This is a genomic window from Mycolicibacterium fluoranthenivorans, assembly GCF_011758805.1.
Classification (GTDB): Bacteria; Actinomycetota; Actinomycetes; order Mycobacteriales; family Mycobacteriaceae; genus Mycobacterium; species Mycobacterium fluoranthenivorans.
On the sequence record NZ_JAANOW010000002.1, the window covers coordinates 933,823 to 957,662 of the forward strand.

Annotated in this window: 23 protein-coding genes; 16 read left to right on the forward strand and 7 right to left on the reverse strand. The window is 67.1% G+C overall.

Annotation, left to right across the window (positions count from 1 at the left end):
• Positions 1 to 112 precede the first annotated feature (112 nt).
• The 10 genes from FHU31_RS22450 to FHU31_RS22495 all read left to right on the forward strand — a co-directional run bounded on the left by FHU31_RS22450 (position 113) and on the right by FHU31_RS22495 (position 10,105).
• Positions 113 to 1,324, forward strand: a complete 1,212-nt coding sequence (locus tag FHU31_RS22450; protein ID WP_167162579.1) for a branched-chain amino acid ABC transporter substrate-binding protein — start codon at positions 113 to 115, stop codon at positions 1,322 to 1,324.
• Positions 1,325 to 1,419: 95 nt separating this feature from the next.
• Positions 1,420 to 2,457 (forward strand): branched-chain amino acid ABC transporter permease, encoded by a 1,038-nt coding sequence (locus FHU31_RS22455; RefSeq protein WP_167162581.1) that lies wholly within the window; start codon positions 1,420 to 1,422, stop codon positions 2,455 to 2,457.
• Positions 2,454 to 3,644: a branched-chain amino acid ABC transporter permease gene (locus tag FHU31_RS22460; RefSeq protein WP_167162583.1), complete on the forward strand. Its 1,191-nt coding sequence runs from the start codon at positions 2,454 to 2,456 to the stop codon at positions 3,642 to 3,644. Before FHU31_RS22455 ends, FHU31_RS22460 begins: the two co-directional genes overlap by 4 nt.
• Positions 3,641 to 4,477 (forward strand): ABC transporter ATP-binding protein, encoded by an 837-nt coding sequence (locus FHU31_RS22465; RefSeq protein WP_167162585.1) that lies wholly within the window; start codon positions 3,641 to 3,643, stop codon positions 4,475 to 4,477. Before FHU31_RS22460 ends, FHU31_RS22465 begins: the two co-directional genes overlap by 4 nt.
• The gene (locus FHU31_RS22470; RefSeq protein ID WP_167162588.1) at positions 4,464 to 5,213 is read left to right on the forward strand and encodes an ABC transporter ATP-binding protein; all 750 of its coding nucleotides are present in this window, start codon (positions 4,464 to 4,466) and stop codon (positions 5,211 to 5,213) included. Before FHU31_RS22465 ends, FHU31_RS22470 begins: the two co-directional genes overlap by 14 nt.
• Positions 5,214 to 5,353: 140 nt before the next feature.
• On the forward strand, positions 5,354 to 5,860 hold the full coding sequence (locus tag FHU31_RS31265; RefSeq protein ID WP_208411339.1) for a hypothetical protein: 507 nt from the start codon (positions 5,354 to 5,356) through the stop codon (positions 5,858 to 5,860).
• A 96-nt stretch (positions 5,861 to 5,956) separates the two neighbouring features.
• Positions 5,957 to 6,631 carry a response regulator transcription factor gene (locus FHU31_RS22480; RefSeq protein WP_167162590.1) on the forward strand — a complete coding sequence of 225 codons (675 nt, stop codon included), beginning with the start codon at positions 5,957 to 5,959 and terminating at the stop codon, positions 6,629 to 6,631.
• A 32-nt stretch (positions 6,632 to 6,663) separates the two neighbouring features.
• The gene (locus tag FHU31_RS22485) at positions 6,664 to 7,083 is read left to right on the forward strand and encodes a response regulator (RefSeq protein ID WP_263988120.1); all 420 of its coding nucleotides are present in this window, start codon (positions 6,664 to 6,666) and stop codon (positions 7,081 to 7,083) included.
• Positions 7,065 to 8,384: a sensor histidine kinase gene (locus tag FHU31_RS22490; protein ID WP_167162592.1), complete on the forward strand. Its 1,320-nt coding sequence runs from the start codon at positions 7,065 to 7,067 to the stop codon at positions 8,382 to 8,384. Before FHU31_RS22485 ends, FHU31_RS22490 begins: the two co-directional genes overlap by 19 nt.
• Positions 8,385 to 8,509: 125 nt before the next feature.
• A complete protein-coding gene (locus tag FHU31_RS22495) occupies positions 8,510 to 10,105 on the forward strand; it encodes an ATP-binding protein (RefSeq protein ID WP_208411142.1) in 1,596 nt (531 codons plus the stop codon).
• On the opposite strand, the gene FHU31_RS22500 is transcribed toward FHU31_RS22495, so the two are convergent.
• Genes FHU31_RS22500 through FHU31_RS22510 form a run of 3 tightly spaced genes read right to left on the reverse strand, consistent with a single transcriptional unit; the run spans position 10,095 to position 11,953 of the window.
• Entirely contained in the window at positions 10,095 to 10,316 is a 222-nt protein-coding gene (locus FHU31_RS22500) for a DUF167 domain-containing protein (RefSeq protein ID WP_167162595.1), read from the reverse strand. The two genes, FHU31_RS22495 and FHU31_RS22500, sit on opposite strands and share 11 nt — an antisense overlap.
• 3 nt (positions 10,317 to 10,319) lie before the next feature.
• Positions 10,320 to 11,519, reverse strand: coding sequence for a lipid-transfer protein (locus tag FHU31_RS22505; protein WP_167162598.1), 1,200 nt, complete (start codon positions 11,517 to 11,519; stop codon positions 10,320 to 10,322).
• The gene (locus FHU31_RS22510; RefSeq protein WP_167162600.1) at positions 11,516 to 11,953 is read right to left on the reverse strand and encodes a Zn-ribbon domain-containing OB-fold protein; all 438 of its coding nucleotides are present in this window, start codon (positions 11,951 to 11,953) and stop codon (positions 11,516 to 11,518) included. The genes FHU31_RS22505 and FHU31_RS22510 overlap by 4 nt, the downstream gene beginning before the upstream one ends.
• A gap of 182 nt (positions 11,954 to 12,135) precedes the next feature.
• Here FHU31_RS22510 and FHU31_RS22515 point away from each other — a divergent pair, with 182 nt between their 5' ends.
• Positions 12,136 to 12,519: a hypothetical protein gene (locus FHU31_RS22515; protein ID WP_167162602.1), complete on the forward strand. Its 384-nt coding sequence runs from the start codon at positions 12,136 to 12,138 to the stop codon at positions 12,517 to 12,519.
• Positions 12,520 to 12,524: 5 nt separating this feature from the next.
• Here FHU31_RS22515 and FHU31_RS22520 read toward each other — a convergent pair whose 3' ends face one another.
• The gene (locus tag FHU31_RS22520) at positions 12,525 to 13,196 is read right to left on the reverse strand and encodes an alpha/beta fold hydrolase (RefSeq protein WP_167162604.1); all 672 of its coding nucleotides are present in this window, start codon (positions 13,194 to 13,196) and stop codon (positions 12,525 to 12,527) included.
• On the reverse strand, positions 13,193 to 14,314 hold the full coding sequence (locus tag FHU31_RS22525; protein ID WP_167162606.1) for an FAD-dependent monooxygenase: 1,122 nt from the start codon (positions 14,312 to 14,314) through the stop codon (positions 13,193 to 13,195). The genes FHU31_RS22520 and FHU31_RS22525 overlap by 4 nt, the downstream gene beginning before the upstream one ends.
• Before the next feature lie 71 nt (positions 14,315 to 14,385).
• Here FHU31_RS22525 and FHU31_RS22530 point away from each other — a divergent pair, with 71 nt between their 5' ends.
• A complete protein-coding gene (locus FHU31_RS22530; RefSeq protein ID WP_167162608.1) occupies positions 14,386 to 15,276 on the forward strand; it encodes a LysR family transcriptional regulator in 891 nt (296 codons plus the stop codon).
• A 46-nt stretch (positions 15,277 to 15,322) separates the two neighbouring features.
• A complete protein-coding gene (gene polA / locus FHU31_RS22535) occupies positions 15,323 to 17,983 on the forward strand; it encodes a DNA polymerase I (RefSeq protein ID WP_208411310.1) in 2,661 nt (886 codons plus the stop codon).
• A gap of 10 nt (positions 17,984 to 17,993) precedes the next feature.
• On the opposite strand, the gene FHU31_RS22540 is transcribed toward polA, so the two are convergent.
• Entirely contained in the window at positions 17,994 to 19,148 is a 1,155-nt protein-coding gene (locus FHU31_RS22540; RefSeq protein ID WP_167162612.1) for a PrsW family intramembrane metalloprotease, read from the reverse strand.
• 151 nt (positions 19,149 to 19,299) lie between these two features.
• Between FHU31_RS22540 and rpsA the strand changes: the two genes are divergently transcribed.
• The 3 genes from rpsA (at position 19,300) to coaE (ending at position 23,283) form a co-directional block, all read left to right on the forward strand.
• Positions 19,300 to 20,742: a 30S ribosomal protein S1 gene (rpsA, locus tag FHU31_RS22545; protein WP_090364112.1), complete on the forward strand. Its 1,443-nt coding sequence runs from the start codon at positions 19,300 to 19,302 to the stop codon at positions 20,740 to 20,742.
• A gap of 120 nt (positions 20,743 to 20,862) precedes the next feature.
• Entirely contained in the window at positions 20,863 to 22,089 is a 1,227-nt protein-coding gene (gene aztD / locus FHU31_RS22550; protein WP_208411312.1) for a zinc metallochaperone AztD, read from the forward strand.
• Positions 22,090 to 22,119: 30 nt separating this feature from the next.
• Entirely contained in the window at positions 22,120 to 23,283 is a 1,164-nt protein-coding gene (gene coaE, locus FHU31_RS22555) for a dephospho-CoA kinase (RefSeq protein WP_167162617.1), read from the forward strand.
• Between the two features lie 7 nt (positions 23,284 to 23,290).
• Here the strand turns inward: coaE and FHU31_RS22560 are convergent, their stop codons facing one another.
• Entirely contained in the window at positions 23,291 to 23,836 is a 546-nt protein-coding gene (locus FHU31_RS22560; protein ID WP_167162619.1) for a hypothetical protein, read from the reverse strand.
• Positions 23,837 to 23,840: the final 4 nt, after the last annotated feature.

Consider the following 23,840-nt stretch of genomic DNA (forward strand, 5'->3'; position numbering starts at 1 on the left):
AACATCGCGCAACCCGGCGACCGGTTGGCTAGTGTCTACCCGAGGCATCAGCGAACGGCCGACCTGCGGCTCATCGTCGATGCCGTTGGAATCCATGACCCGGAGGTGAAGCGTGCGCAGTCGCGTGGCACGGAATGCATTTGCGCTCGGCGGTGCTGGTCTGCTGGTACTCGGCATTGCCGGGTGCAACCAGTCCTCGCCCGAGCAGAGCACGTCGAAGGCGGACCTGAAGATCGTCGAGCAGGTCCAGATCGACGAGAACGGCACGGAGGTCAAGGCGGCCGCGGGTGCCACTCCGGCCGATCCCGCCGGCGACGGCAAGGCCACCTGCCCGCCCGTGTCCATTGCGATGGCCGGTGCGCTCAACGGTCCGGACGCCGCCTTGGGCATCAACATCAAGAACGGTGTGCAGCTCGCGATCGACAAGCACAACGCCGCCAACCCCGGCTGCCAGGTTCAGCTCAAGCCGTTCGACACCGAGGGTGACCCGCAGAAGGCGACGGCCATCGCCCCCCAGATCGTGGACGACCAGTACACGATCGGTCTGGTCGGCCCGGCCTTCTCCGGCGAGACCAAAGCCACCGGTACGGTTTTCGACCAGGCCGGACTCGTCGCCGCCACGGCATCGGCCACCAACCCGACGCTGAGCCAGAACGGCTGGAAGACCTTCTTCCGCGGCCTCGCCAATGACGCCGTCCAGGGCCCGTCGGTGGCCAACTACCTGAAGAACACGTTGGGCTACAAGAAGATCTGTGTGATCGACGACAGCACCGACTACGGGCTGGGCCTGGCCACCGCGGTGCGCGACACCCTGGGCCCGGTCGCCGACTCCGGTTGCAACATCTCGGTGAAGAAGGGCGACAAGGACTTCTCCGCCGCGGTCACCCAGGTCAAGGGGATCAGCCCGGATGCCGTCTTCTACAGCGGCTACTACTCCGAAGCGGCCCCGCTGGTGCAACAGCTCCGCGACGGTGGCTACACCGGTGTCTTCTCCTCGGCTGACGGCACCAAGGATCCCGAGTTCGTCAAGCAGGCCGGCGAGGCCTCCAAGGACGCCATCCTGGCCTGCCCGTGCGGCCCGGCCACCGGCACGTTCGCCGAGGACTACAAGAAGAAGTTCAACACCGAGGCGGGGACCTACAGTGCGGAGGGCTATGACCTCGGCACCATCCTGCTCAAGGGCATCGACTCGGGTGCCATCACCCGGCCGGCGCTGCTGGACTTCGTGAAGAACTACAACGGCCAGGGTGTGGCCCGCAACTACCAGTGGACCGACAAGGGTGAGCTCACCACCAACCTGATCTGGATCTTCAAGGTCCAGTAGGTAATTCGCTGACGCCAGAACGCGTCCGGGACCCCGGTTCCGGACGCGTTCTCGTTCCAGACAGCCGCACTTATCGACCAGGAGCCCGCCACCGGATGACCCCCGATTGCATCGGTCAGTACGTCTGCACCGCAGCCAATATCAACTTCAACGTCGACAACCTGGTGAACGGGTTCGGCCAGTTGACGATTGACGGTCTGTCGTGGGGAGCGATCTACGCACTCGTCGCGGTCGGCTACACCCTGGTGTTCGGCGTGCTGCGGTTGATCAACTTCGCCCATTCCGAGATCTTCATGCTCGGCATGTTCGGCGCCTATTTCGCGCTCGACATCATCCTCGGTTTCACCCCGAGTGGCACGCCGTACAACAAGGGCATCGCGTTGACGGTGTTGTATCTGGCGATCGCGATGGTGGTCGCCATGGCGGTGTCGGGGTCGGCCGCGGTCGGGCTGGAAATGGTGGCGTACCGCCCGTTGCGCAAGCGCAACGCCCGGCCGCTGACCTTCCTGATCACCGCCATCGGCATGTCGTTCGTGCTGCAGGAGTTCGTGCACTTCGTCTTGCCGAAGTTGATCACAGGCTACGGCGGCAGTAACGCCCAACAACCGATCATCTTGGTGCAACCCAAGACTCAGTTCACGATCTTCGGCGCGACGGTGTCCAACGTGACCATCGTGATCTTGCTGGCCGCGCTCGTGTTGGCGCTGCTGACCGATATCGCCATCAACCGCACCAAGTTCGGCCGCGGCATTCGCGCCGTCGCCCAAGACTCGACGACGGCCACCCTGATGGGTGTGTCGCGGGAGCGGGTCATCATGACGACGTTCCTGATCGGCGGTCTGCTCGCCGGTGCGGCCGCTCTGCTCTACACCCTGAAACTCCCGCAGGGGATCATCTACTCGGGCGGATTCCTGTTGGGAATCAAGGCGTTCTCGGCCGCGGTGCTCGGCGGTATCGGCAACCTGCGCGGCGCCCTGCTCGGTGGTCTGATCCTCGGGATCATGGAGAACTACGGCCAGGCACTGTTCGGCACCCAATGGCGTGACGTGGTGGCGTTCGTGCTGCTGGTACTGGTGCTGTTGATCCGGCCGACGGGCATACTCGGTGAGAGCCTGGGGAAGGCACGCGCATGACTCATCAGCAGACGGGCGGCTGGCGGCGCACCGTGCTCGCGCCGGGAGACGGCCTGCGCCAGTGGTGGTCTGAGCTCGGCCGTCCGGGCAAGTGGATCTTCGGGGCCGTGCTGTTCCTGCTCCTCGGGCTGTTGCCGCTATACACCCCGGGCTTCCTGGACACCCCGGGAATCAGCTTCGGTGGCACCATGGCGCAGTTCGCGATGATCGCGATCATCGCGATCGGCCTCAACGTCGTCGTGGGCCAGGCGGGCCTGCTCGATCTCGGCTACGTCGGTTTCTATGCCGTCGGCGCCTACACGGTCGCGTTGCTCACCAGCCCGGACAGTCCGTGGAACAAGGTCGGTCCGGACGGGTTCTTCAGCAAGGACTGGGCCTGGTTGTCCTGTGTCCCGATCGCCATGGCGGTGACGGCACTGGCCGGGCTGATCCTGGGCACGCCGACGCTGCGATTGCGCGGCGACTATCTGGCGATCGTCACCCTCGGGTTCGGTGAGATCATCCGGCTGCTCGCGGATAACCTCACCGATGTCACCAACGGCCCGCGTGGGCTCAACGAGATCGCGTATCCGAGGCTGGGGGAGAACGAGCATCTGCCCAATGGTGTGTTCTCCAGCGGTAATTCGGCGGGGGACGCCAACTACGGCACCTGGTGGTTCTGGCTGGGTCTGGTGTTCATCGTCATCGTGCTGCTTCTGGTCGGAAACCTGGAACGCAGCCGGGTCGGCCGGGCCTGGGTGGCCATCCGCGAGGACGAGGATGCCGCGGAGGTCATGGGCGTCAACACCTTCAAGTTCAAGCTGTGGGCGTTCGTCATCGGTGCGGCCATCGGTGGGCTCTCCGGTGCCCTGTACGCCGGCCAGGTCCAGTACGTGGCGCCGCCGACGTTCAACATCATCAACTCCATGCTGTTCCTGTGCGCCGTGGTCCTGGGTGGCCAGGGCAACAAGCTGGGGGTGGTCTTCGGCGCGTTCATCATCGTCTACCTGCCCAACCGGCTGCTCGGGGTGCACTTCCTCGGGATCAACCTGGGCGATCTGAAGTATCTCTTCTTCGGTCTGGCGCTGGTGGTACTGATGATCTTCCGGCCGCAGGGCCTGTTCCCGGTACGCCAGCAACTACTGAGCTACGGCAAATCCGCGCGCAATCTGCTTCGCCGGGCCGACGACTCGAAGGCGGCAGCATGACCGATCCGGCCGTCGATGAGGAACTGGCTGCGCTGCACCGCGACGTGAAGGCCGCCGAGGGTGAGAAACTGTTGGAGACAAAGGATCTCACCGTCAAGTTCGGCGGTCTCACCGCGCTTGACTCGGTGTCCTTCGACATCAAGCGCGGCGAGATCCTGGGTCTGATCGGTCCCAACGGGGCGGGCAAGACCACCTGCTTCAACGCGATCACCGGGGTGTACCGGCCCAGTGCCGGCAGCGTCACGTTCGACGGCGCACCGCTGGGCAAGATCAAGCGCCATCAGATCACCCGCCGCGGCATCGCCCGCACCTTCCAGAACATCCGGCTCTGGGGCGAGATGACCGCTCTGGAGAACGTGGTGGTGGGCACCGACGCCCGGCACAAGACCTCGGTGCCCGGCGCGCTTGTGCGCACGCCGCGGCACCGGCGCGAGGAGAAGGACGCCATCGAGCGGGCCGCCGCGCTGCTTCAGTTCGTCGGAATCGCGCACCGTGGTGAGGAGAAGGCCAAAAACCTGCCCTACGGCGACCAGCGTCGCCTGGAGATCGCACGCGCTCTGGCCACCGAGCCCAAGCTGCTGTGCCTGGACGAGCCGGCCGCGGGATTCAACCCGAGCGAGAAGGCCGCGCTCATCGACCTGATCCGCGCAATCCGGGATGACGGCTACACCGTGCTGTTGATCGAGCACGATATGCGGCTGGTCATGGGCGTCACCGACCGCATCGTGGTGCTGGAGTTCGGGCGCAAGATCGCCGACGGGCTGCCCGCGGAGATCCGGGAGGATCCGAAAGTGATTGCCGCCTACCTGGGAGTGCCCGATGACGAGCTCTGATCCGGCGGACCCGCGCCCCATCCTGCTCGAGGTGCGCGACGCCGTCGTTCATTACGGCAGAATCCAAGCGCTGCACGGCGTTTCGCTGGAGGTGCGAGAAGGCGAACTGGTCACGCTGCTGGGCTCCAACGGGGCGGGCAAGACCACCATGATGCGCGCGATCTCCGGACTGCGGCCGCTGACGTCGGGATCGGTGTGGTTCGACGGCACGGACATCTCCAAGGTCAAAGCGCACCGACGGGTGACGCAGGGGCTCATCCAGGCCCCCGAAGGCCGCGGCGTGTTCCCCGGGATGACGGTGGTCGAGAATCTGGAAATGGGCTGTTACGGAAGGAAATTCGACTCCAAACGCGACCATGACGAGCGCCTCGACTGGGTGATGACGACGTTCCCCCGGCTGGCGGAGCGGCGCGCCCAGGTGGGTGGCACCCTGTCCGGCGGCGAACAGCAGATGCTGGCGATCGGCCGTGCGTTGATGGCCCGGCCGAAGGTGCTGCTGCTCGACGAGCCGTCGATGGGTCTGGCGCCCATGATCATCTCGCAGATCTTCCGGATCATCACCGAGATCAACAAGCAGGGCACGACGGTGCTGTTGGTCGAGCAGAACGCACAGCAGGCGCTCAGCAGGTCCGACCGCGCGTACATCCTGGAGACCGGGGCGGTGACCCGCAGCGGCAATGCCCCCGATCTGTTGAAGGACGACAGCATCCGGGCGGCGTATCTCGGGGTGGCCTGACGCTCCCTGCCTGTCGTCGGCCTGTGCGCAGTCTGCGCACAGGTATCTCATAACGACGCACAGGTTCCTCATGGCTGGCGCTGAATTCCAATCGGCAGACTCGATTTCGGTTGGGGCTTAGTGAATGGAGCGCGAGACCGATGAACAGGTGCATCAAAGTGGTGGCGAGTTCGGCCGTCTTGGCTGGTCTGGCCGCCGGAGCGCTCGGCACCGGAGTTGCCACCGCGGCGCCGCAGTGCCCGCCTGGGGTGCAGAACTGCCAGGGCGGTGGCCCCGGTGGCCCTGCTGGGCGTGACAACGGTCCCGGTGGTGGTCCGGGCAATAACGGACCGGGTGGCCCCGGCCGGCACGACAACGGACCTGACGGTCCTGGCTGGCACGACAATGGACCCGGCGGGCCCCCGCGGGACGGGTCACCCGGCTGGCATCCGGATCGGCCGCCGGCACTTCCGCCCGGTCAGTTCGACCGGCCCGCGCCACCGAACTGGGCTCCCGACTGGAACTGGGGACCGGGCCAGGGGAACGTCCCGGGCTGGGCGTCGCAGCGGCCGGGACCCCCGTGGTGGGCGCCGTTCGCACGCGTCTTCTGGTCAGACGTGCGCAACTCGTGGGGGTTCTGGTGGGGTCCCTTCTGGTTCCCCGCCTAGTCGACTGGCCGCCGAACATGTGCTCGTGTACGTGAATTCGCAAATAGGCTGATACGCGAGCGCAGGTTTGCGCGCGGCAGCGCGGTTACACTCCCGATGGTGAGTGATCGAATCTCGGTCGTGATCGCGGAGGATTCCCTGCTGGTCCGTGACAGTGTCATGCGATCGCTGTCCACCGTGCCCGAGGTCGATGTCGTCGGCGTCGCCGAGGACTACGACTCCGCGGCAGAACTCGTCGCCTCATACCGTCCGACGATCCTGATGACGGATGTCCGGATGCCGCCGACCTCGACCGATGAGGGGATCCGGCTGGCGCGGTGGCTGCGCGCGGCGTATCCGGACGTCGGGGTGATCGTGTTGTCGAACTATGCGGACCCCGGTTACGCGGCGGGCCTGCTGGAAGGCGGCACCGCGGGCCGGGGTTACCTGCTCAAAGATCGGGTGTCGCATTTCGACGAACTGGGTGAGGCCGTGCGGCAAGTGGCTACCGGCGGCACGGTGCTCGACCCACTGGTGGTCGAGGCGCTGCTGGCCCAACCGCGGTCCGCGCCCGCACTGAGCAGGCTCACGCCCCGCGAGCGCGAGGTGCTCGGTGAACTGGCGACGGGCTTCAGCAACCGTATCGTCGCGCAGCGCCTGGTGCTCTCGCAGCGGGCGGTGGAAAAGCACATCAACTCGATCTTCGCCAAGCTCGAATTGACCGTCGACGATGGCGTTGACCGGCGGGTGAAGGCCGTGTTGATGTTCCTCGACCACCGTGGGACCGGCTGATCGTGCCGCCCGCGAATCCCGAAAGCAGTGGTGTGTACACCATCGTGCCGAGCAAATCTCTCGGGCACGATGACGTGGTGGCTGGAGAACAGATACGTGTCTGGGTCGTCGACGATCAAGCCAGCTTCCGTCGTGCGACCGCGGCGACGCTGGCGGCGATGGACGACTTCGTCATGGCCGGCGAATGTGAGACGGGCGAAACCGCCGTCGAACAGATGCGCAGCGGTGACGGCGACATGGTGCTGATGGACATCCACATGCCCGGCATGGGAGGTATCGAGGCCGCTCGGCAAATCTGTTCGGTGCGAACAGATTTGATCATCGTCCTGATGTCGACCTACGACATCGAAGACCTTCCCGCCGCGGCTGCGGACTGTGGCGCCGCGTCCTATCTGCACAAGGAGCGGCTGAGTCCGGACCTGCTGAGGCGCATATGGCGAGCCGGCGGCTGACCCTCGGACCCGCAACCCTGTCGGTGCCACGGTGGGAGGCCCCGAGGATCCTCATCCACGGCATCACGCGGTCCGCCTCGCCGCTTGATCGTGACCTGATCCTGCGGTTCCAGGATGAACGCTTTCAGGTCTTTCTCGTCGGCCACTTCGCCATGTGGTTCGGCGCCGGTGTCCTGCTCCCGATGTTTCAGTACATCTGGTTGCAGCGGTCGTTCTGGTTCCTGGTCCTGGGCGGGATCTCGGCCCTGCACTCCGTGGCGATCGTCGTCGCGATCCGGCTGGCGGCGCAGCAGAAGTACCAGCAGTCGATCGCCCTGGTGTGCATCGGCAACTGGATCGGTGTCCTGGTCGTCGTCTATGTCTCACCGCCGACGCTTGCGGTGATGGCAATCATGGCCTTGCTGCCGGCCTCGTTCGCCGAGCCGTACCTGCGATGGCAACGCGGGCTGGTGTATGCGGGAATGACCGGAGTCTGTCTGATGCTCGCCGGTGCACTGGCCCGCTTCATCCCGCCCAACGACGCGGTCCGGCACGCCACGCAGTGGGTGGAGACCTCCTTCGTCGTGTTCGGGCTGGGCATCACCGGCCTGAATCTGATGGCGATCGTGTGGCACAACGCGGCGGCGCTGCGCACCTCCCAGGTGCACCTGGCCGAGCGCGCTGTCGAACTCGCGGCATCGCGCACCCGGCTGAGCACCGCGGCCGACCAAGAACGCCGTCGTATCGAACGTGACCTGCACGACGGTGCCCAGCAACATCTGGTCGCCTTGTCGGTACTGATTCAGTTGGCGCGCAACGCCGATCGCGATGGCTATCAGCCGTTGCTGACCGAGGCCGCCGATCTGGTGGACACGGCCATCGCCGAGATCCGCAGACTCGCCCACGGTATCTATCCACCGCTGCTGCTCAGTGGTGGGCTCACCGAGGCACTGCCCACGCTGGGCGCGCACGCGGCCATACCCGTCCGGCTGGATCTGCAGAACATCGGGCGCTATCCGTCGGCCACCGAGGCCGCGTTGTATTACTGCTGTAGCGAGGCGCTGCAGAACGCGGCCAAACACGGCGGCCCCGGCACCGCCGTGTCCATCACCGGTGGCGCCGACGGGCGCACCCTGCGGTTGGTGATCGCCGACACCGGACCGGGATTCGATCACGCGACTGCCGGGATCGGTCTGACCAACATGGCCGACCGGCTCTCGGCGATCGGCGGTCAACTTGTCATCGATACGGCACCGGGGCGTGGCACCCGGATCGTCGCCACGGTCGACATTCCCGACCCGTCTGCCCTGCCCGCCACGTGAGTGGTGCATACACCACCGCCGATCGTGTTGCGTGCACGGTAGACCCCATCGCGTGAGTCCCGCAGGATGGGGAATCAGCATCGAAAGCAGTTGGCTCGCAAAATGTTCTAGCCATGGGGGTTCGCATGTCGACTACCGTTCTGCCGACCGGCACGGTGACGCTGCTGATGGCCGATGTCGAGGGTTCCACCCGGTCCTGGGAGGTGCAGCCAGAAGCGATGGCGGCCGCCATGTCGGGACTGGACCGTTCACTGTCCGAACTCGTCGACGTCCATCGCGGAGTGTGCCCGACGGCGCAGGGCGAGGGCGACAGCTTCGTCATCGCCTTCACCCGCGCCAGCGACGCGGTGGCCTGCGCGCTCGCGCTGCAGCAGGCCGTGCTGGCGCCCATCCGCTTGCGGATAGGTCTGCACAGCGGGGAAATCCAGCTGCGCGACCAAGGCAATTACATGGGACAGACGATCAACCGCGCCGCCCGGCTGCGCGATATCGCGGTGGGTGGGCAAACGCTGATGTCCGGAACGACGTCCGACCTCGCGGGTGAGTCGCTGCCCGAGGACGCCTGGCTGATCGACCTGGGCCGCCATCCGCTGCGCGACATCACGCGCCCGGAGCGGGTATCGCAACTGTGCCACCCCAGCCTGAGCATCAACGTCCCCCCACTGCGCGCCGACCGAGACGACGTACTCCACTGGCGCCCAGTCCAATTGACCTCGTTCGTGGGCAGGTCCTGCGAACTCGCGGAGATCGCGAAGCTCTTGGCGGAGTGCCGGCTGCTCACCCTCACCGGCGCCGGCGGCGTCGGCAAGACGCGGCTCGCCGTGGCGGCGGCCGACCACACGGCGGAGCTGTTCGAGGACGGGGTCCGGTGCGTGGAGCTTGCCGCGGTGACGGACCCCGACATGGTGCCGCAAGCCGTGGCCCAGGCACTCGGGTTGTCCGATCCGCGCGGCCGCTGCGCCACCCCGGATGTGTTGACGCGCACCATCGGTGACCGGCGCCTGCTCTTGGTCGTGGACAACTGTGAACACCTGTTGGACGCCGCCGCGGCGCTGGTCGGGGAGATCCTGCGGTCCTGCCCGAACGTCACCGTGCTGGCCACCAGCAGGGAGCCACTGGCGGTCGGCGGTGAGCAGGTGTGGCGGGTGCCGTCGATGTCGCTCGATGACGACGCGGTCGCGTTGTTCACCGAACGCGCGCAGCGCGCCCGCGCCGAGTTCGTCCTCGACACCCACGCCACCGAGGTGGTGCGGGAGATCTGTCGCCGACTCGATGGCATGCCCTTGGCCATCGAACTCGCGGCGTCGCGGGTACGCGCGCTCACGCTGGATGAGATCATCGGCAGCCTGCACGACCGGTTCCGCCTGCTGACCGGCGGCTGCCGCACGGTGGCACGCCGCCAGCAGACCCTGAAGGCCTGTATCGACTGGTCCTACACGCTGCTCAACGAACACGAGAAGGCCGTTCTGCGGCGGGTTTCCGTGGTTCCGGGCGGATTCGACATGCACACCGCCCGCACGGTCGCCGTCGGTGGGGACGTGTGTGCCTTCCAGGTGGTCGACCTGCTCATGTCGCTGGTCGACAAATCGCTGCTGTCGGCCGAAACCCGTTGCGGGCGAACGCGCTACCGTCTCTCCGAGACGATGCGCCAGTACGCCCGGGACCGGCATGCCGAGACGGGGGAGCCCGACCTGCTCGGGGTGTCGCCGCTCAGGTGTTGACGCGGAACCGCTTGATCCGCGCCGTCGCGCCCGACACCAACTCCAGGCTGCTGCGCGGCACGCCCAGATGTGCCGCGAGCAGCTTGGTCACCGCCGCATTGGCTTTTCCGTCCACCGCGCGTTCGGCGACGTAGATGGTCAGCTGGCCCTCGGCGCCGACCTCGACGAGCGGGCCCTTGCGGCTTCCCGGCTTGACCAGGACGGTGATCACTGGCTACCGCGCGACGATCACCGAGGAGCCGTGTCCGAACAGCCCCTGGTTGGCGGTCACGCCGACCTTGGCCCCTTCGACCTGCCTGCCGATGGCTTGCCCCTTGAGCTGCCAGGTCAGCTCGCATACCTGCGCGATGGCCTGCGCGGGGATGGCCTCACCGAAGGAGGCCAGACCGCCGGAGGCGTTGACCGGGACCCGGCCGCCGAGGGTGGTGGCGCCGCTGCGCAGGAGTGCTTCGGCTTCGCCTTTGGCGCACAGGCCCAGGTGTTCGTACCAGTCCAGTTCCAATGCGGTGGACAGGTCGTACACCTCGGCCAGATCCACGTCGCTGGGGCCTATCCCGGCTTCGGCGTAGGCGGCATCGAGGATCTGGTCTTTGAACACGCGTTCCGGTGCGGCGACGACCGCCGTCGAGTCGGTGGCGATATCGGGAAGTTCGGGCAGATGCTGGGGGTAGCGCGGGGTGACGGTGCTGATCGCGCGGACCGACGGGACACCGGCGACCGAGCCGAGGTGTTTCTCGGCGAAGCTCTTGCTGGCCACGATCAGTGCGGCAGCGCCGTCGGAGGTGGCGCAGATGTCGAGCAGACGCAGGGGGTCGGCGACGACTGGGCTGGCGAGCACATCCTCGACGGTGGCTTCCTTGCGGAAGCGGGCATTCGGGTTGCTCAGACCGTGTTGGGCGTTCTTCACCTTGACCTGGGCAAAGTCCTCCAAAGTGGCGCCGTAGAGGTCCATCCGACGCCGGGCCAGCAGTGCGAAGTACACCGGGTTGGAGGCGCCGATGAGGTGGAACCGCTGCCAGTCGGGGTCGTTCTTGCGCTCACCACCGACCGGGGCGAACGCACCCTTGGGGGTGGTGTCGGCGCCGATCACGAGGGCGACATCGCAGAATCCGGCCAGGATGTGCGCGCGGGCGCTCTGCAGGGCTTGGGAGCCACTGGCGCAGGCGGCGTAGCTGGAGGAGACGGGCACCCCGTTCCAGCCCAACTTCTGCGCGAACGTCGAGCCGGCGATGAAGCCGGGGTAGCCGTTGCGGATGGTGTCCGCGCCGGCGACCATCTGGATCTGACGCCAGTCCAGGCCGGCTTCGGCCAGCGCGGCGCGGGCGGCGACGACGCCGTACTCGGTGAAGTCGTGGCCCCATTTGCCCCACGGGTGCATACCGGCGCCGAGGATGTACACGGGTTCCGGGGTCATGCGATTCTCCAGGCGTGGGTGATCCGCTCGACGCCCTCGGCGTCGGTGAACAGGACCATGGTGGTCAATTCCATCTCCATACCGACTTTCAGGTCGGCGGCCAGGGTGCCTTCGACCACTTTGCCCAGCACGATGAGGCCCTCATCGGCGAGTTTCACCGCGGCAATCGCGAACGGCTCGAACGGGTCGGTGGCCGGGTACGGCGGCGGCGGTGCGTAGCGGTTCTCGGTGTAGCTCCAGACCTTGCCGCGCCGAGACAGCGGAACCTGCTCGAGCACGTCGCTGTCGCACGCCGGGTTGGGGCAGTTGTTGGCCCGCGGTGGGAAGACGTAGGTGGCGCACTGCGGGCACGTGGCCCCGATCAGGTGAGTGGCACCGGAGTCGTCGGTGGCGAACCACCCTTCGACGGCGGGCTCCGAGGATGCTGCTGGCACGAGCGTCAGACTACCCAGTTTCGCGGAGAAACTGAAACGTGTTGCAGTTCTGTTCGGGGTTCGATGCACCCAGGACCCGCTTCGTCGAATTGGGATCGGTAGCGATCGCGGCGGCGTGTACTGACCGGGAACAGCGTTTCGCGGCGAGAACGCCCGGGGCCCGGCCGAAGGGGAGTATCACGATGGGATTTTTCGACAAAGCCAAGGAAAAGGCGAAGGAGGCCGCCGCCGCGCAGCAGGGCTGGGCTCAGCAGCACGACGGCAGGGTGCACGTGCAGAACGCCGGACCCGTCGACCCGGCCATCTTCGGTGGGCCGTCCACCAAGTCGGTCGCAGCCGACGATCCGATCTGGGCACCCATCAACGGGATCTCGCTGCAGGATTACGCCGACCTCGCGCGGGACGCGCAGGCGCGTGGGATCAACGACGAAGCGGGCATGATTGCCCTGTCCCAGGAGCGCGGCTGGGATCCGGCCGACACCAAGGCCGCGCTCGACGGCTGGGTGCAGCGGATGGGGCAGTCGATGGCCGTGGGTCAGCAGTTCCGCACGTTGCTCGGCTACTGACCTGGCTAGCGGCGCGCCACTTCCAGCAGGATGCGCACCAGATCGTCGTGGTTGTCCCGCATCAGGTTGTGCGCGCCGTCCAGGGAATGCGTCCGCCACGCCGGGTCGGCCCGTAAGCGCTCGAAGGTCGGGGCGAACGGCGACTCCGTCGGCCACCGTTGCGCGTAGACGAATTCGCGCCTGCGCAAGCCCGACAGGTCACCTTCCAGGCGTACCGGCTGCATGAGCGAGGCCAGGGGATGCGCGGTCGCGCGCTCGTCGAAGAACGGCAGCGGGGGCACCCCGTATCCGCTGGCATCCACGGCGGTGTACCACCGGCGCTGTTCGTCAGTCGTCAGCGTCCAGCAGGATTCGCCGTCGCGCGGTACGAACGCATCGAGGAACACCAGTGAATCGATCTGTCCGGCAGCGCGATCCGCCACCGCGGTGATCACCATGCCGCCGTAGCTGTGCCCGACCAGGACCGCATCGGACACCCGATGTGCGGCGAGTTCGGCCAGCACGTCGCTGATATGGGTTTCCAGGTTCACCCCGGCGTGCAGGAGGTGCGCCCGTTCTGCGACACCGGTCAAGGTGGGTGCCAGCACCCGGTGGCCCTGTTTGCGCAGGGCTGCCGCCAGGTCGTCGAAGCACCAGCCGCCGTGGCAGGCGCCGGGGACCAGTACGAAGGTGGTCATCGGGAACTCCTGTCTGCGAGAGTCTTTCGCCGGTAGTCCGCCGTCACCCGGGCCAGCTCATCCGGTGAGCTGCGGTACATCTCGCGGTTGGCGTGTACCACGGCGGCGGTCTCCGGGAGTCGACGCGCCTCATAGCCGGCGAGGCCATGTCCGAGGGCGAGCGCATCGGCCAGCGCACGGGCATCGAGGATGGCTTGCGAGCCCCCGTTGGCGCCCACCGGATACATCGGGTGCGCGGCGTCGCCGAGCAAGGTCACCCGACGGGTACCCCAGTGCGGCAACGGATCACGGTCCACCATCGGATAGTGGAACACGGCATCGGAGGTGGTCACCAACTGTGCGGTGTCCAGCCAGTCCAGTCGCCAGTCGTTCATCAGGGACGCCACCTCGGTGGGGTCGGCAGGGGTGTTCCAGCCGGTATCCCCAGACCGTGTCGCGGGGTCCGATTCCGGGACTTGCAGCACCCAGTTCACCAGTCCGCCGCCGATCGGATAGGTGATCAGCTCGACCCCGTCGGGGCCTTTGACGATCGCCATGGTGCGGGCGTCCAGGAACGCCGGCATGCGCGCCGCCCCGCGGAACATCCGCGCTCCCGACCATCGCATCGGATCCGGACCGGGGTGCAACCGGGAGCGCACCGTCGAATGGATCCCGTCGGCACCGATCAGGATGTCCGCGCCGAAGTCGCCGATTGCTGTGCGCACGGTGACACCGTCCGGCGATTCGGTGAAGCCGGCCACGGCCGCGCCGGTGCGCACCGCTTCCGGGCCCAGCCGGTCGACGACCGCGGCCAGCAGCAGCATCTGCAACCGCCCGCGGTGCACCGAGCACTGCGGGTAGCCGTAGCCGCCCTCGATGCCCCGGGGTTCCCGGAAGAGCAGCGTGCCGTCGTGGGTATAGAAGTCGATGGTGGCCGGGGTGGCCGCGATGGCACGCAGTTCGTCGCCGAGTCCGAGTTCGTGAAGCTCGCGCACCGCGTGGGGGAGCAGATTGATGCCGACGCCGAGGGCGCGCAGCTCGGCGGCCGACTCGAGGAGGGTCGCGTGGATGCCGCGCGAGTGCAGGGCCAGTGCCGTGCTGAGCCCGCCGATTCCCGCGCCGGCGATCAGGATGTCCATCTCTCAAGGGTGCGCGGACCTGCTGCTATTCGTCCAATACCATCTCGCTACAGAAACTATAATCATTGCTTATGGAACTTCGGCAGCTGGAGTATTTCATCGCGGTCGTCGAGGAGGCCAACTTCACCAGGGCGGCGCAGCGGATGCTGGTCGCGCAGCCGGCCGTCAGCGTCCAGATCGCCCGGCTGGAACGCGAGCTCGGGCAGACACTGCTGGATCGGTCCCGCCGGGAGGTCCGACCGACCGCGGCGGGGGACGCGGTGCTGCCCTTCGCCCGCGCCGCCCTGCGTGCGGTCCGCGAGGCGCGCACCGCCGTGGACGAGCTGACCCAGCTTGTTCGCGGCGTCGTCACGATCGGCACCGTCACCTCGCACAATGTCGACATGCCGCGACTGCTCGCCGGCTATCACCGGGCCCATCCCGGTGTGGAGATCCTGCTGTCCACCGACACGTCGGATGCGGTGATCGACGGTGTGCGCACCGGTCGGCTCGATGTGGCGATCGCCTCGGTCGGCGCCGACGAGACACCCGAGGGGCTGGCGGTCCTGCCCACCACCGAGGAAGCCGTCGTCGCCCTGGTGAGCACCGACGACCCGTGGGCGCGGCGCCGCGAGGTCGGCTTGGCGGCACTGGCGGACCGACCCCTGATCTCGCTGCCGAGGGGTGCCGGTATCCGGCGCCAGTTCGACCACGCCTGCGTGGCGGCGGGAGTGAGCCCGCGGGTGGCATTCGAGGCGGCCACCCCCGAGGCGCTGGCGGATCTGGCCGCCCGCGGCCTGGGTGTGGCGATCGTGCCCCACTCGGTGGCCCGGGCCCGCGACGATGTGCACGCCATCGCGATCGTGCCGCAGCTGCGCGGCCGCCTGGTGTTGACGTGGCGGGCCGAGGGTCCGGTCAGCCCGGCGGCCCGGGCCCTCGTGCAGATGGCCCGGGAGCAGCTGGACGTCGGTGGCGGTGAATAGAGTGAACGCCGTGAGCTCAACCGCGACGGACACCAAACCCACCCTGATGCTGCTGGATGGCAACTCACTGGCGTTCCGGGCGTTCTATGCGCTGCCTGCCGAGAACTTCAAGACCCAGGGCGGGCTCACCACCAACGCCGTGTACGGGTTCACCGCCATGCTGATCAACCTGCTGCGCGATGAGCAGCCCAGCCACGTGGCCGCCGCGTTCGATGTGTCGCGGCAGACCTTCCGTAAGGAGAAGTACCCGGAGTACAAGGAGGGGCGCTCGGCCACCCCCGACGAGTTCCGGGGGCAGATCGACATCACCAAAGAGGTGCTGAACGCGCTCGGTATCACCGTGCTGGCCGAGGACGGCTTCGAGGCCGACGACATCATCGCCACCCTGGCTACCCAGGCCCAGGATGCCGGCTACCGGGTGCTGGTGGTCACCGGGGACCGGGACTCGCTGCAGTTGGTCAGCGAGGACGTCACGGTGCTCTACCCCGTCAAGGGTGTCAGCGAGCTGACCCGCTTCACTCCGGACGCCGTCCAGGCCAAGTACGGGCTCACGCCCGCCCAGTACCCCGACTTCGCCGCGTTGCGCGGCGACCCGAGCGATAACCTGCCCGGCATCCCCGGGGTGGGCGAGAAGACCGCCACCAAATGGATCGTCGAGCACGGCTCCCTGCAGACGCTGGTCGACAATGTCGACCAGGTCAAGGGCAAAGTCGGTGATGCGTTGCGGGCCAATCTGTCCCACGTCATCCTCAACCGTGAACTGACCGAACTGGTCAAAAATGTGCCGCTGCCGCACACGCCCGACACCTTGCGGATGCTGCCGTGGGACCGCGACCACATCCACCGCCTGTTCGACGACCTGGAATTCCGGGTACTGCGCGACCGGTTGTTCGACACCCTCGCCTCGGCCGATCCCGAGGTCGATCAGGGCTTCGATGTCCGCGGGGGTGCGCTGGTGCCGGGTGAGCTCGCGGCCTGGTTGTCCGAGCACAGTCTCGGCGATCGGTTCGGCCTGGCGGTGGTCGGTACGCATAAAGCCTTCGACTCGGACGCGACGGCGCTGGCCATCGTGGCCAACGACGGCGACGGGCGCTATATCGACACCACCACCCTGCACCCCGACGACGAGGCTGCCCTGGCTTCGTGGCTCGCCGACCCCGGCCCGCCCAAGGCGCTACACGAGGCCAAACTGGCCATGCACGACCTGGCGGGGCGCGGCTGGAAACTCGCCGGCGTCACCTCCGACACCGCGCTGGCGGCCTATCTGGTGCGGCCCGGCCAGCGCAGCTTCTCACTCGATGATCTGTCGTTGCGTTACTTGAAGCGCGAGCTGCGCGCGGAAGACACTGGACAGCAGCAACTTTCGCTGCTCGACGACAATGACGGTGTCGACGAACAGGCGGTCCAGGCCGTGCTGCTGCGGGCGGGCGCGGTGATGGACCTCGCCGACGCCCTCGATGAGGAGCTGGCCCGCATCGACTCGTCGTCGCTGCTGGACCGGATGGAACTGCCGGTGCAGCGGGTGCTGGCGGAGTTGGAGTCCACCGGCATCGCCGTCGACACCGCCCATCTGCAGGAGCTGCAGAGTGAGTTCGGCGACCAGATCCGCAACGCCGCCGAGGCCGCGTACGGCGTCATCGGCAAGCAGATCAATCTCGGGTCTCCCAAACAGCTGCAGGTTGTCCTGTTCGACGAGCTGGAGATGCCGAAGACCAAGAAGACCAAGACCGGCTACACCACCGACGCCGACGCGCTGCAGACGCTCTTCGACAAGACCGGTCACCCTTTCCTGCAGCACCTGTTGGCTCACCGGGACGCCACCCGGCTGAAGGTCACCGTCGACGGCCTGCTGGCAGCGACGGCCGCGGACGGCCGGATTCACACCACGTTCAACCAGACCATCGCGGCGACGGGCCGGCTCTCCTCAACCGAACCCAACCTGCAGAACATCCCGATCCGCACCGAGGCGGGCCGGCGCATCCGCGACGGTTTCGTCGTGGGCGCAGGCTATGCCGAGCTGATGACCGCCGACTACAGCCAGATCGAGATGCGCATCATGGCGCACCTGTCCCGCGACGAGGGCCTCATCGAGGCGTTCAACACCGGCGAGGATCTGCACTCGTTCGTGGCGTCCCGAGCGTTCGACGTGCCGATCGGCGAGGTCAACCCCGAGCTGCGGCGCCGGGTGAAGGCGATGTCCTACGGCTTGGCCTACGGGCTGAGTGCCTACGGCTTGTCGGCCCAGCTGAAGATCAGCACCGAAGAGGCCAAGAATCAGATGGAGCAGTACTTCGACCGCTTCGGCGGGATCCGGGACTACCTGCGCGACGTCGTCGACCAGGCCCGTAAAGACGGTTACACCTCAACGGTTCTCGGCCGCCGCCGGTATCTGCCCGAACTGGACAGCAGCAACCGCAACGTCCGCGAGGCCGCCGAACGGGCCGCGCTCAACGCCCCGATCCAGGGCAGCGCCGCCGACATCATCAAGGTGGCGATGATCAACGTCGACGAGGCGATCAAATCCGCCGGCCTGCGCTCCCGGATGCTGCTGCAGGTGCACGACGAGTTGCTGTTCGAGGTGGCCGAGGGGGAGCGCGACACCCTCGAAGCGCTGGTGCGCGAGCACATGGGGAATGCCTACCCGCTCGACGTGCCGCTGGAGGTGTCGGTGGGGTATGGGCGTAGTTGGGATGCCGCAGCGCATTAGCGCCGCGCGGTCAGTGCACCCGGTAGTGCGTCAGCCAACCCAGTGCCGGCGCGGAAGCCCGGGCGGCGTGCACCCAGTAGGCCTCCTCGTGGAGCAGCGCCTGCACCCTGGCGTCGCCGAACCCGCGGTCGATCCGATCCCGGACGAAGGCCAGCTCGACCACCTGGGCCGCGAAGTCCCGCACCGCCTTGCCGTCCCGCTTGCCGCTGTGCCTGCTGACTTCGGCGATCGCCTGCTTGCGGGTACGGATCGAGCCCAGCCAGCTCGCCTCGTTCGCGGTGATCAGCCCTGCGGACACCATCCCGGGCAACTTCTCGGCGACGATCCGCTGTTCCCGCTTGCGGCTGTACACGCCCAGCGCGATCGCCAGCGTGAAGATCGGCACCATCCACAGCGCGTACACCGCGAAGTACGTCCCGATACCCAGCAGCGACGAGCCGTTCCACAACATGTGCATGAGGACGGCGGCGACGTAACCGAGGCCGATGCACGCCGCTTTGGCGATCGCGGTGCGCTGTGTGAGGGCGAAGTACACGCCGATACCGGTGAACGTGGTGAACAGCGAATGCGCGAACGGGGCCATCACCAGGCGTAGCGCGGCGGTCAGCAGCGATCCCGACACCGATTCGCCGTTGGCGATGTAGAGGATGTCTTCCAGCCACGCGAAACCCGCGCCCACCAGCCCGGCGTACACCAGGCAGTCCGTCAGCGAGTTCAGCTCGTTGCGGCGCCGCCCGGTCATCATGACCAGCAGGAACAGGCCTTTGGCCGCCTCTTCGATGAGCGGCGCACGGATCGCGGTGGATTCGAAGCCCTCCGGCAGGCCCGCGACGGGGGCGAATGCCGAGTCGAACCACAGCTCGACGATCAGCGACACCACGATCGCCAGCGACGCGCCCCAGATGAAGGCCAGGTGCAGCAGTCGCGGTGGCTCCGGTTCCCAGCGGTCCAGCCACAGGTAACTCAGCACCACGACGGCGATGGCCACCGTGGACAGCACGAATCCGATCGCGGCGCCGACCGGATTGGTCAGCGTGAGCAGGATGATCAACAGCCCGGTCACCGCACCCAGGCCGATCAGCACGGCCAGCGGCGCACCGACTTTGCGGACCCGGCGGGGCCACGGCGGGATGTGTGGATGCGGCGGCTGCGCGGCGGGATGCACGACAGCAGGTTAACCGGGTTTGGCCTGCGTGCACCCGGTCGAGTACCCTTTGAACGTACCTGTGTGTCCTGTGGGTTCGGCGGATGCGGCGGGTACGCAAAAATCAATCGTTCTGTCCCTTCTAGTAAACCTGTCCGGAGCAACCCACCACATGCCAAGTCCCTCCATCACCTCGCCGCAAGTAGCCATCAACGACATTGGCTCGGCCGAGGACTTTCTCGCCGCGATCGACAAGACCATCAAGTACTTCAACGATGGCGACATCGTCGAAGGGACCATCGTCAAGGTGGACCGCGATGAGGTTCTGCTCGACATCGGCTACAAGACCGAAGGTGTCATTCCTTCTCGCGAACTTTCCATCAAGCACGACGTCGACCCCAATGAGGTCGTTTCCGTGGGTGATGAGGTCGAAGCCCTCGTTCTCACCAAGGAGGACAAGGAAGGCCGCCTGATCCTGTCCAAGAAGCGGGCTCAGTACGAGCGCGCTTGGGGCACCATCGAGGAGCTCAAGGAGAAGGACGAGGCCGTCAAGGGCACCGTCATCGAGGTCGTCAAGGGCGGCCTGATCCTCGACATCGGCCTGCGTGGCTTCCTGCCCGCCTCCCTGGTCGAGATGCGTCGTGTCCGCGATCTGCAGCCGTACATCGGCAAGGAGATCGAGGCCAAGATCATCGAGCTGGACAAGAACCGCAACAACGTGGTGCTGAGCCGCCGCGCCTGGCTGGAGCAGACCCAGTCCGAGGTGCGCAGCGAGTTCCTCAACCAGCTCACCAAGGGCGCCATCCGTAAGGGTGTCGTGTCCTCGATCGTCAACTTCGGCGCGTTCGTCGATCTCGGCGGCGTCGACGGCCTGGTGCACGTCTCCGAGCTGTCCTGGAAGCACATCGATCACCCGTCCGAGGTCGTCACCGTGGGCGACGAGGTCACCGTCGAGGTCCTCGACGTCGACATGGATCGCGAGCGGGTTTCGCTGTCGCTCAAGGCGACTCAGGAAGATCCGTGGCGCCACTTCGCCCGTACGCACGCCATCGGCCAGATCGTGCCGGGCAAGGTCACCAAGCTGGTGCCGTTCGGTGCGTTCGTCCGCGTCGAAGAGGGCATCGAGGGTCTGGTGCACATCTCGGAGCTGTCCGAGCGCCACGTCGAGGTCCCGGACCAGGTGGTCCAGGTCGGCGACGACGCGATGGTCAAGGTCATCGACATCGACCTGGAGCGTCGCCGGATCTCGCTGAGCCTCAAGCAGGCCAACGAGGACTACACCGAGGAGTTCGACCCCTCGAAGTACGGTATGGCCGACAGCTACGACGAGCAGGGGAACTACATCTTCCCCGAGGGCTTCGACGCCGACACCAACGAGTGGCTCGACGGCTTCGACAAGCAGCGCACCGAGTGGGAAGCCCGGTACGCCGAGGCCGAGCGCCGGCACAAGATGCACACCGCGCAGATGGAGAAGTTCGCGGCCGCCGAGGCTGAGGAGGCGGCACGTCCGTCCACCTCGAGCAGCTCGTCGCGCTCGGAGGAATCCACCGGTGGCTCGCTGGCCAGCGACGCTCAGCTCGCCGCGCTTCGTGAGAAGCTCGCGGGCAACGCGTAACAGATCGTCTGAGAAGAACTCCCCGGCTCACCACGAGCCGGGGAGTTTTTCGTTGCGGCACATGCACGTATCGCTTCTTGACAATCATTTTCAACAACTGTTTGACTCGCCGGCGTGTCGATGACGAAGCGAGTTCTTACCGTGCTGTCCCTGTCCGTGCTCACCGCCGGCTGCGGCGAGTCCGGCACCGAAGCCGTATCCAGCGAGGCGGCGACCACCACAGCCATGGCGGTCAAGCCGACCGAACAAGCCTCACCCACACCGCGTCTGGCGTTGAGCTATGACGGCGGCCTGCTCGTGCTGGACGCCGAATCGCTGCAGCAGGTCGCCGATATCCCGGTCGACGGTTTCGTCCGGCTGAACTCCGCCGCCAACGGTCGCCACGTCCTGGTCTCGCAGTCCGACGGTTTCGCCGTTCTGGACATGGGCACCTGGACCGCCCGCCACGGCGACCACGGGCATCACTACACGGCACCTCCCACGCTGACGGATATCCGCTTCGGCGGTGCCGAGCCCGGGCATGTGGTCGCACATGACGGCATGCTCACGCTATTCAGCGACGGCACCGGAGCCGTCGACGTGGTGGACCCGGCGAAACTGCTCAAGGGGGACACCGCCGCGCGCAGCGCCACTGTGACCGCGCCGCATCACGGTGTCGCCGTGGCACGCGCCGACGGCACCACCGTGGTCAGCGTCGGAGACAGTGAAACCCGTTCCGGCGCCGTCATTCTCGACGGCACCGGCGTCCCCGTCGCCACCAATGAGACCTGCCCGGGGCTACACGGTGAGGCGGCCGCCGCCGGTGGGACGCTGACCTTCGGCTGCCAGGACGGCATCCTCATCGTGCGGGGCAACGCTATCCGCAAGGTGGCCAGCCCCGACCCCTATGGCCGCATCGGCAACCAGGCCGGCAGCGACGTGTCACCGGTGGTGCTCGGCGACTACAAGACCGACCCGGACGCCGAATTGGAGCGGCCCCGCCGGTTCACCCTCACCGACACCGCGACCGGGGCCCTGCGGGTGGTGCCCGTCGACGCCAGCTACAGCTTCCGGTCCCTGGACCGCGGACCCAAGGGGGAGGCGGTCATCCTGGGCACCGACGGGCACCTGCACGTCTTCGATCCGGTGACGGCCCAGCGCACCGCGCACATCGCCGCCATCGACGCCTGGACTGAGCCCGACGAGTGGCAGTCGCCCATGCCCAATCTGCACATCCAGGACGGTGTCGCCTTCGTCAGTGACCCGGCAGCCCAGCGTCTGGTGGCGATCGACCTGTCCGACGGTACGACGGTGGCGCAGACGCAGGTGGCACATCCGACGGTGGAGTTGACCGGCGTCGGCGGCTGAGCCCCGATCGCACCCTGCCAGACTGGGGCGGTGCTAAGGATTGGATTGACCGGGGGAATCGGTGCCGGCAAGTCGACGGTGTCCTCGACATTCAGTGAACTCGGCGGGATCGTCGTGGACGGCGACGTCATCGCCCGGGAGGTCGTCGAACCGGGCACCGACGGACTGGCGCGGCTGGTCGAGGCGTTCGGCGAGGACATTCTGCAACCCGACGGCGCGCTGAACCGGCCCGCCCTGGCGGCGGTGGCGTTCAGCGACGACGAGAAGCGCCAAACCCTGAATGGCATCGTGCATCCGCTGGTGGCGCACCGCCGCTCCGAACTGATCGCCGCCGCCTCTGAGGACGCCGTGATCGTCGAGGACATCCCGCTGTTGGTGGAGTCCCAGATGGCGCCGATGTTCCCGCTGGTGATCGTGGTGAACGCCGACGCCGAACTCCGCGTCGCACGGCTCATCGAGTACCGCGGTTTCACCGAGGCCGACGAACGGGCCAGGATCGCCGCCCAGGCCACCGAGGAGCAGCGCCGGGCCGTCGCCGACGTGTGGCTGGACAACTCCGGGTCGTCGGGCGAGTTGATCGAAAAGGCAAGGGGGCTTTGGTATGAGCGCATCCTGCCGTTCGCGCACAACCTGACGGCCGGCTCACCCGCATCCCGCGACAATGTCGTCGTGCCCTATGACCCCACGTGGCCGGAGCAGGCGCAGCGGATCACGGCCCGACTGCGCACGGCGTGTGGACACCGGGCGGTGCGGATCGATCACATCGGCTCCACCGCGGTACCGGGGATGGACGGCAAGGACGTGATCGACATCCAGATCACCATCGCCGCGCCCGAAGTGGCCGACGAACTGATCGAACCGCTGCTGGCCGCCGGTTATCCGCAGGTCGCGTCGGTCACCGCGGACACCGCGCACTCCGATGATACGGCGTTGTGGCACAAGCGGTTTCACGCCTCCGCGGACCCCGGTCGACCCACCAATGTGCACATCCGGGTGCAGGGCCGTCCCAACCAGCAGTTCGCGCTGCTGTTCGTGGACTGGCTGAAGGCCAACCCCGGGGTGCGGGCCGACTACCTGGCGGCCAAGCGTGCCGCGCAGGCCACCGCCGACTACGCACACGCCAAAGAGCCGTGGTTCCTGGACAACTACCGGCGGGCCCGGCTGTGGGCCGACAGCACCGGCTGGCGGTCCTGACCCGGGACTATTCGGGCGGAGCCGGGACCGTCGTGGGTGCCGGCGCCGGGAGCTGACCGGCGGCCGGGACGTCCAGCGGCGCACCGCACTGCAGCGTGCCGTACAGCGGATCGTCTTTGACGCGGAACACCCGCGGCGCGATGAACTGATCGGCCTGCACGACGGTCTGGTCGTCGACCAGGATCTCGCAGTGCAGATTGGATCCGTACGGCCACTGGATGGTCAGCTCCATCCCGGCCAACTTCGGATCCGACATCACGGTGTTGATCTCGAACGTCTGCCCGGGCAGCAGCGTCGGCTGCTCACTGTTGATGTTGTGGTCGTCGGCCTTGTAGGCCACGGTCGCACCGCGCGACGTGCCGTCGGCCCTGGCCTTGTAGGTGATGTTGTGCAGTAGCCCGGGGGCCGCGGCCGGGTCCGTCGCCTGGGTGGGGGTCGGGGACGGGGGTGCAGGCTCCGGGTCGGCGGCCGCGACGGCCGGTATCAGCTGCCCTGCACACAGCAATGCGGCCGAGAGGGCCGCCGCCAGTCCTGCGCGCCTGGTAACACTCATAACG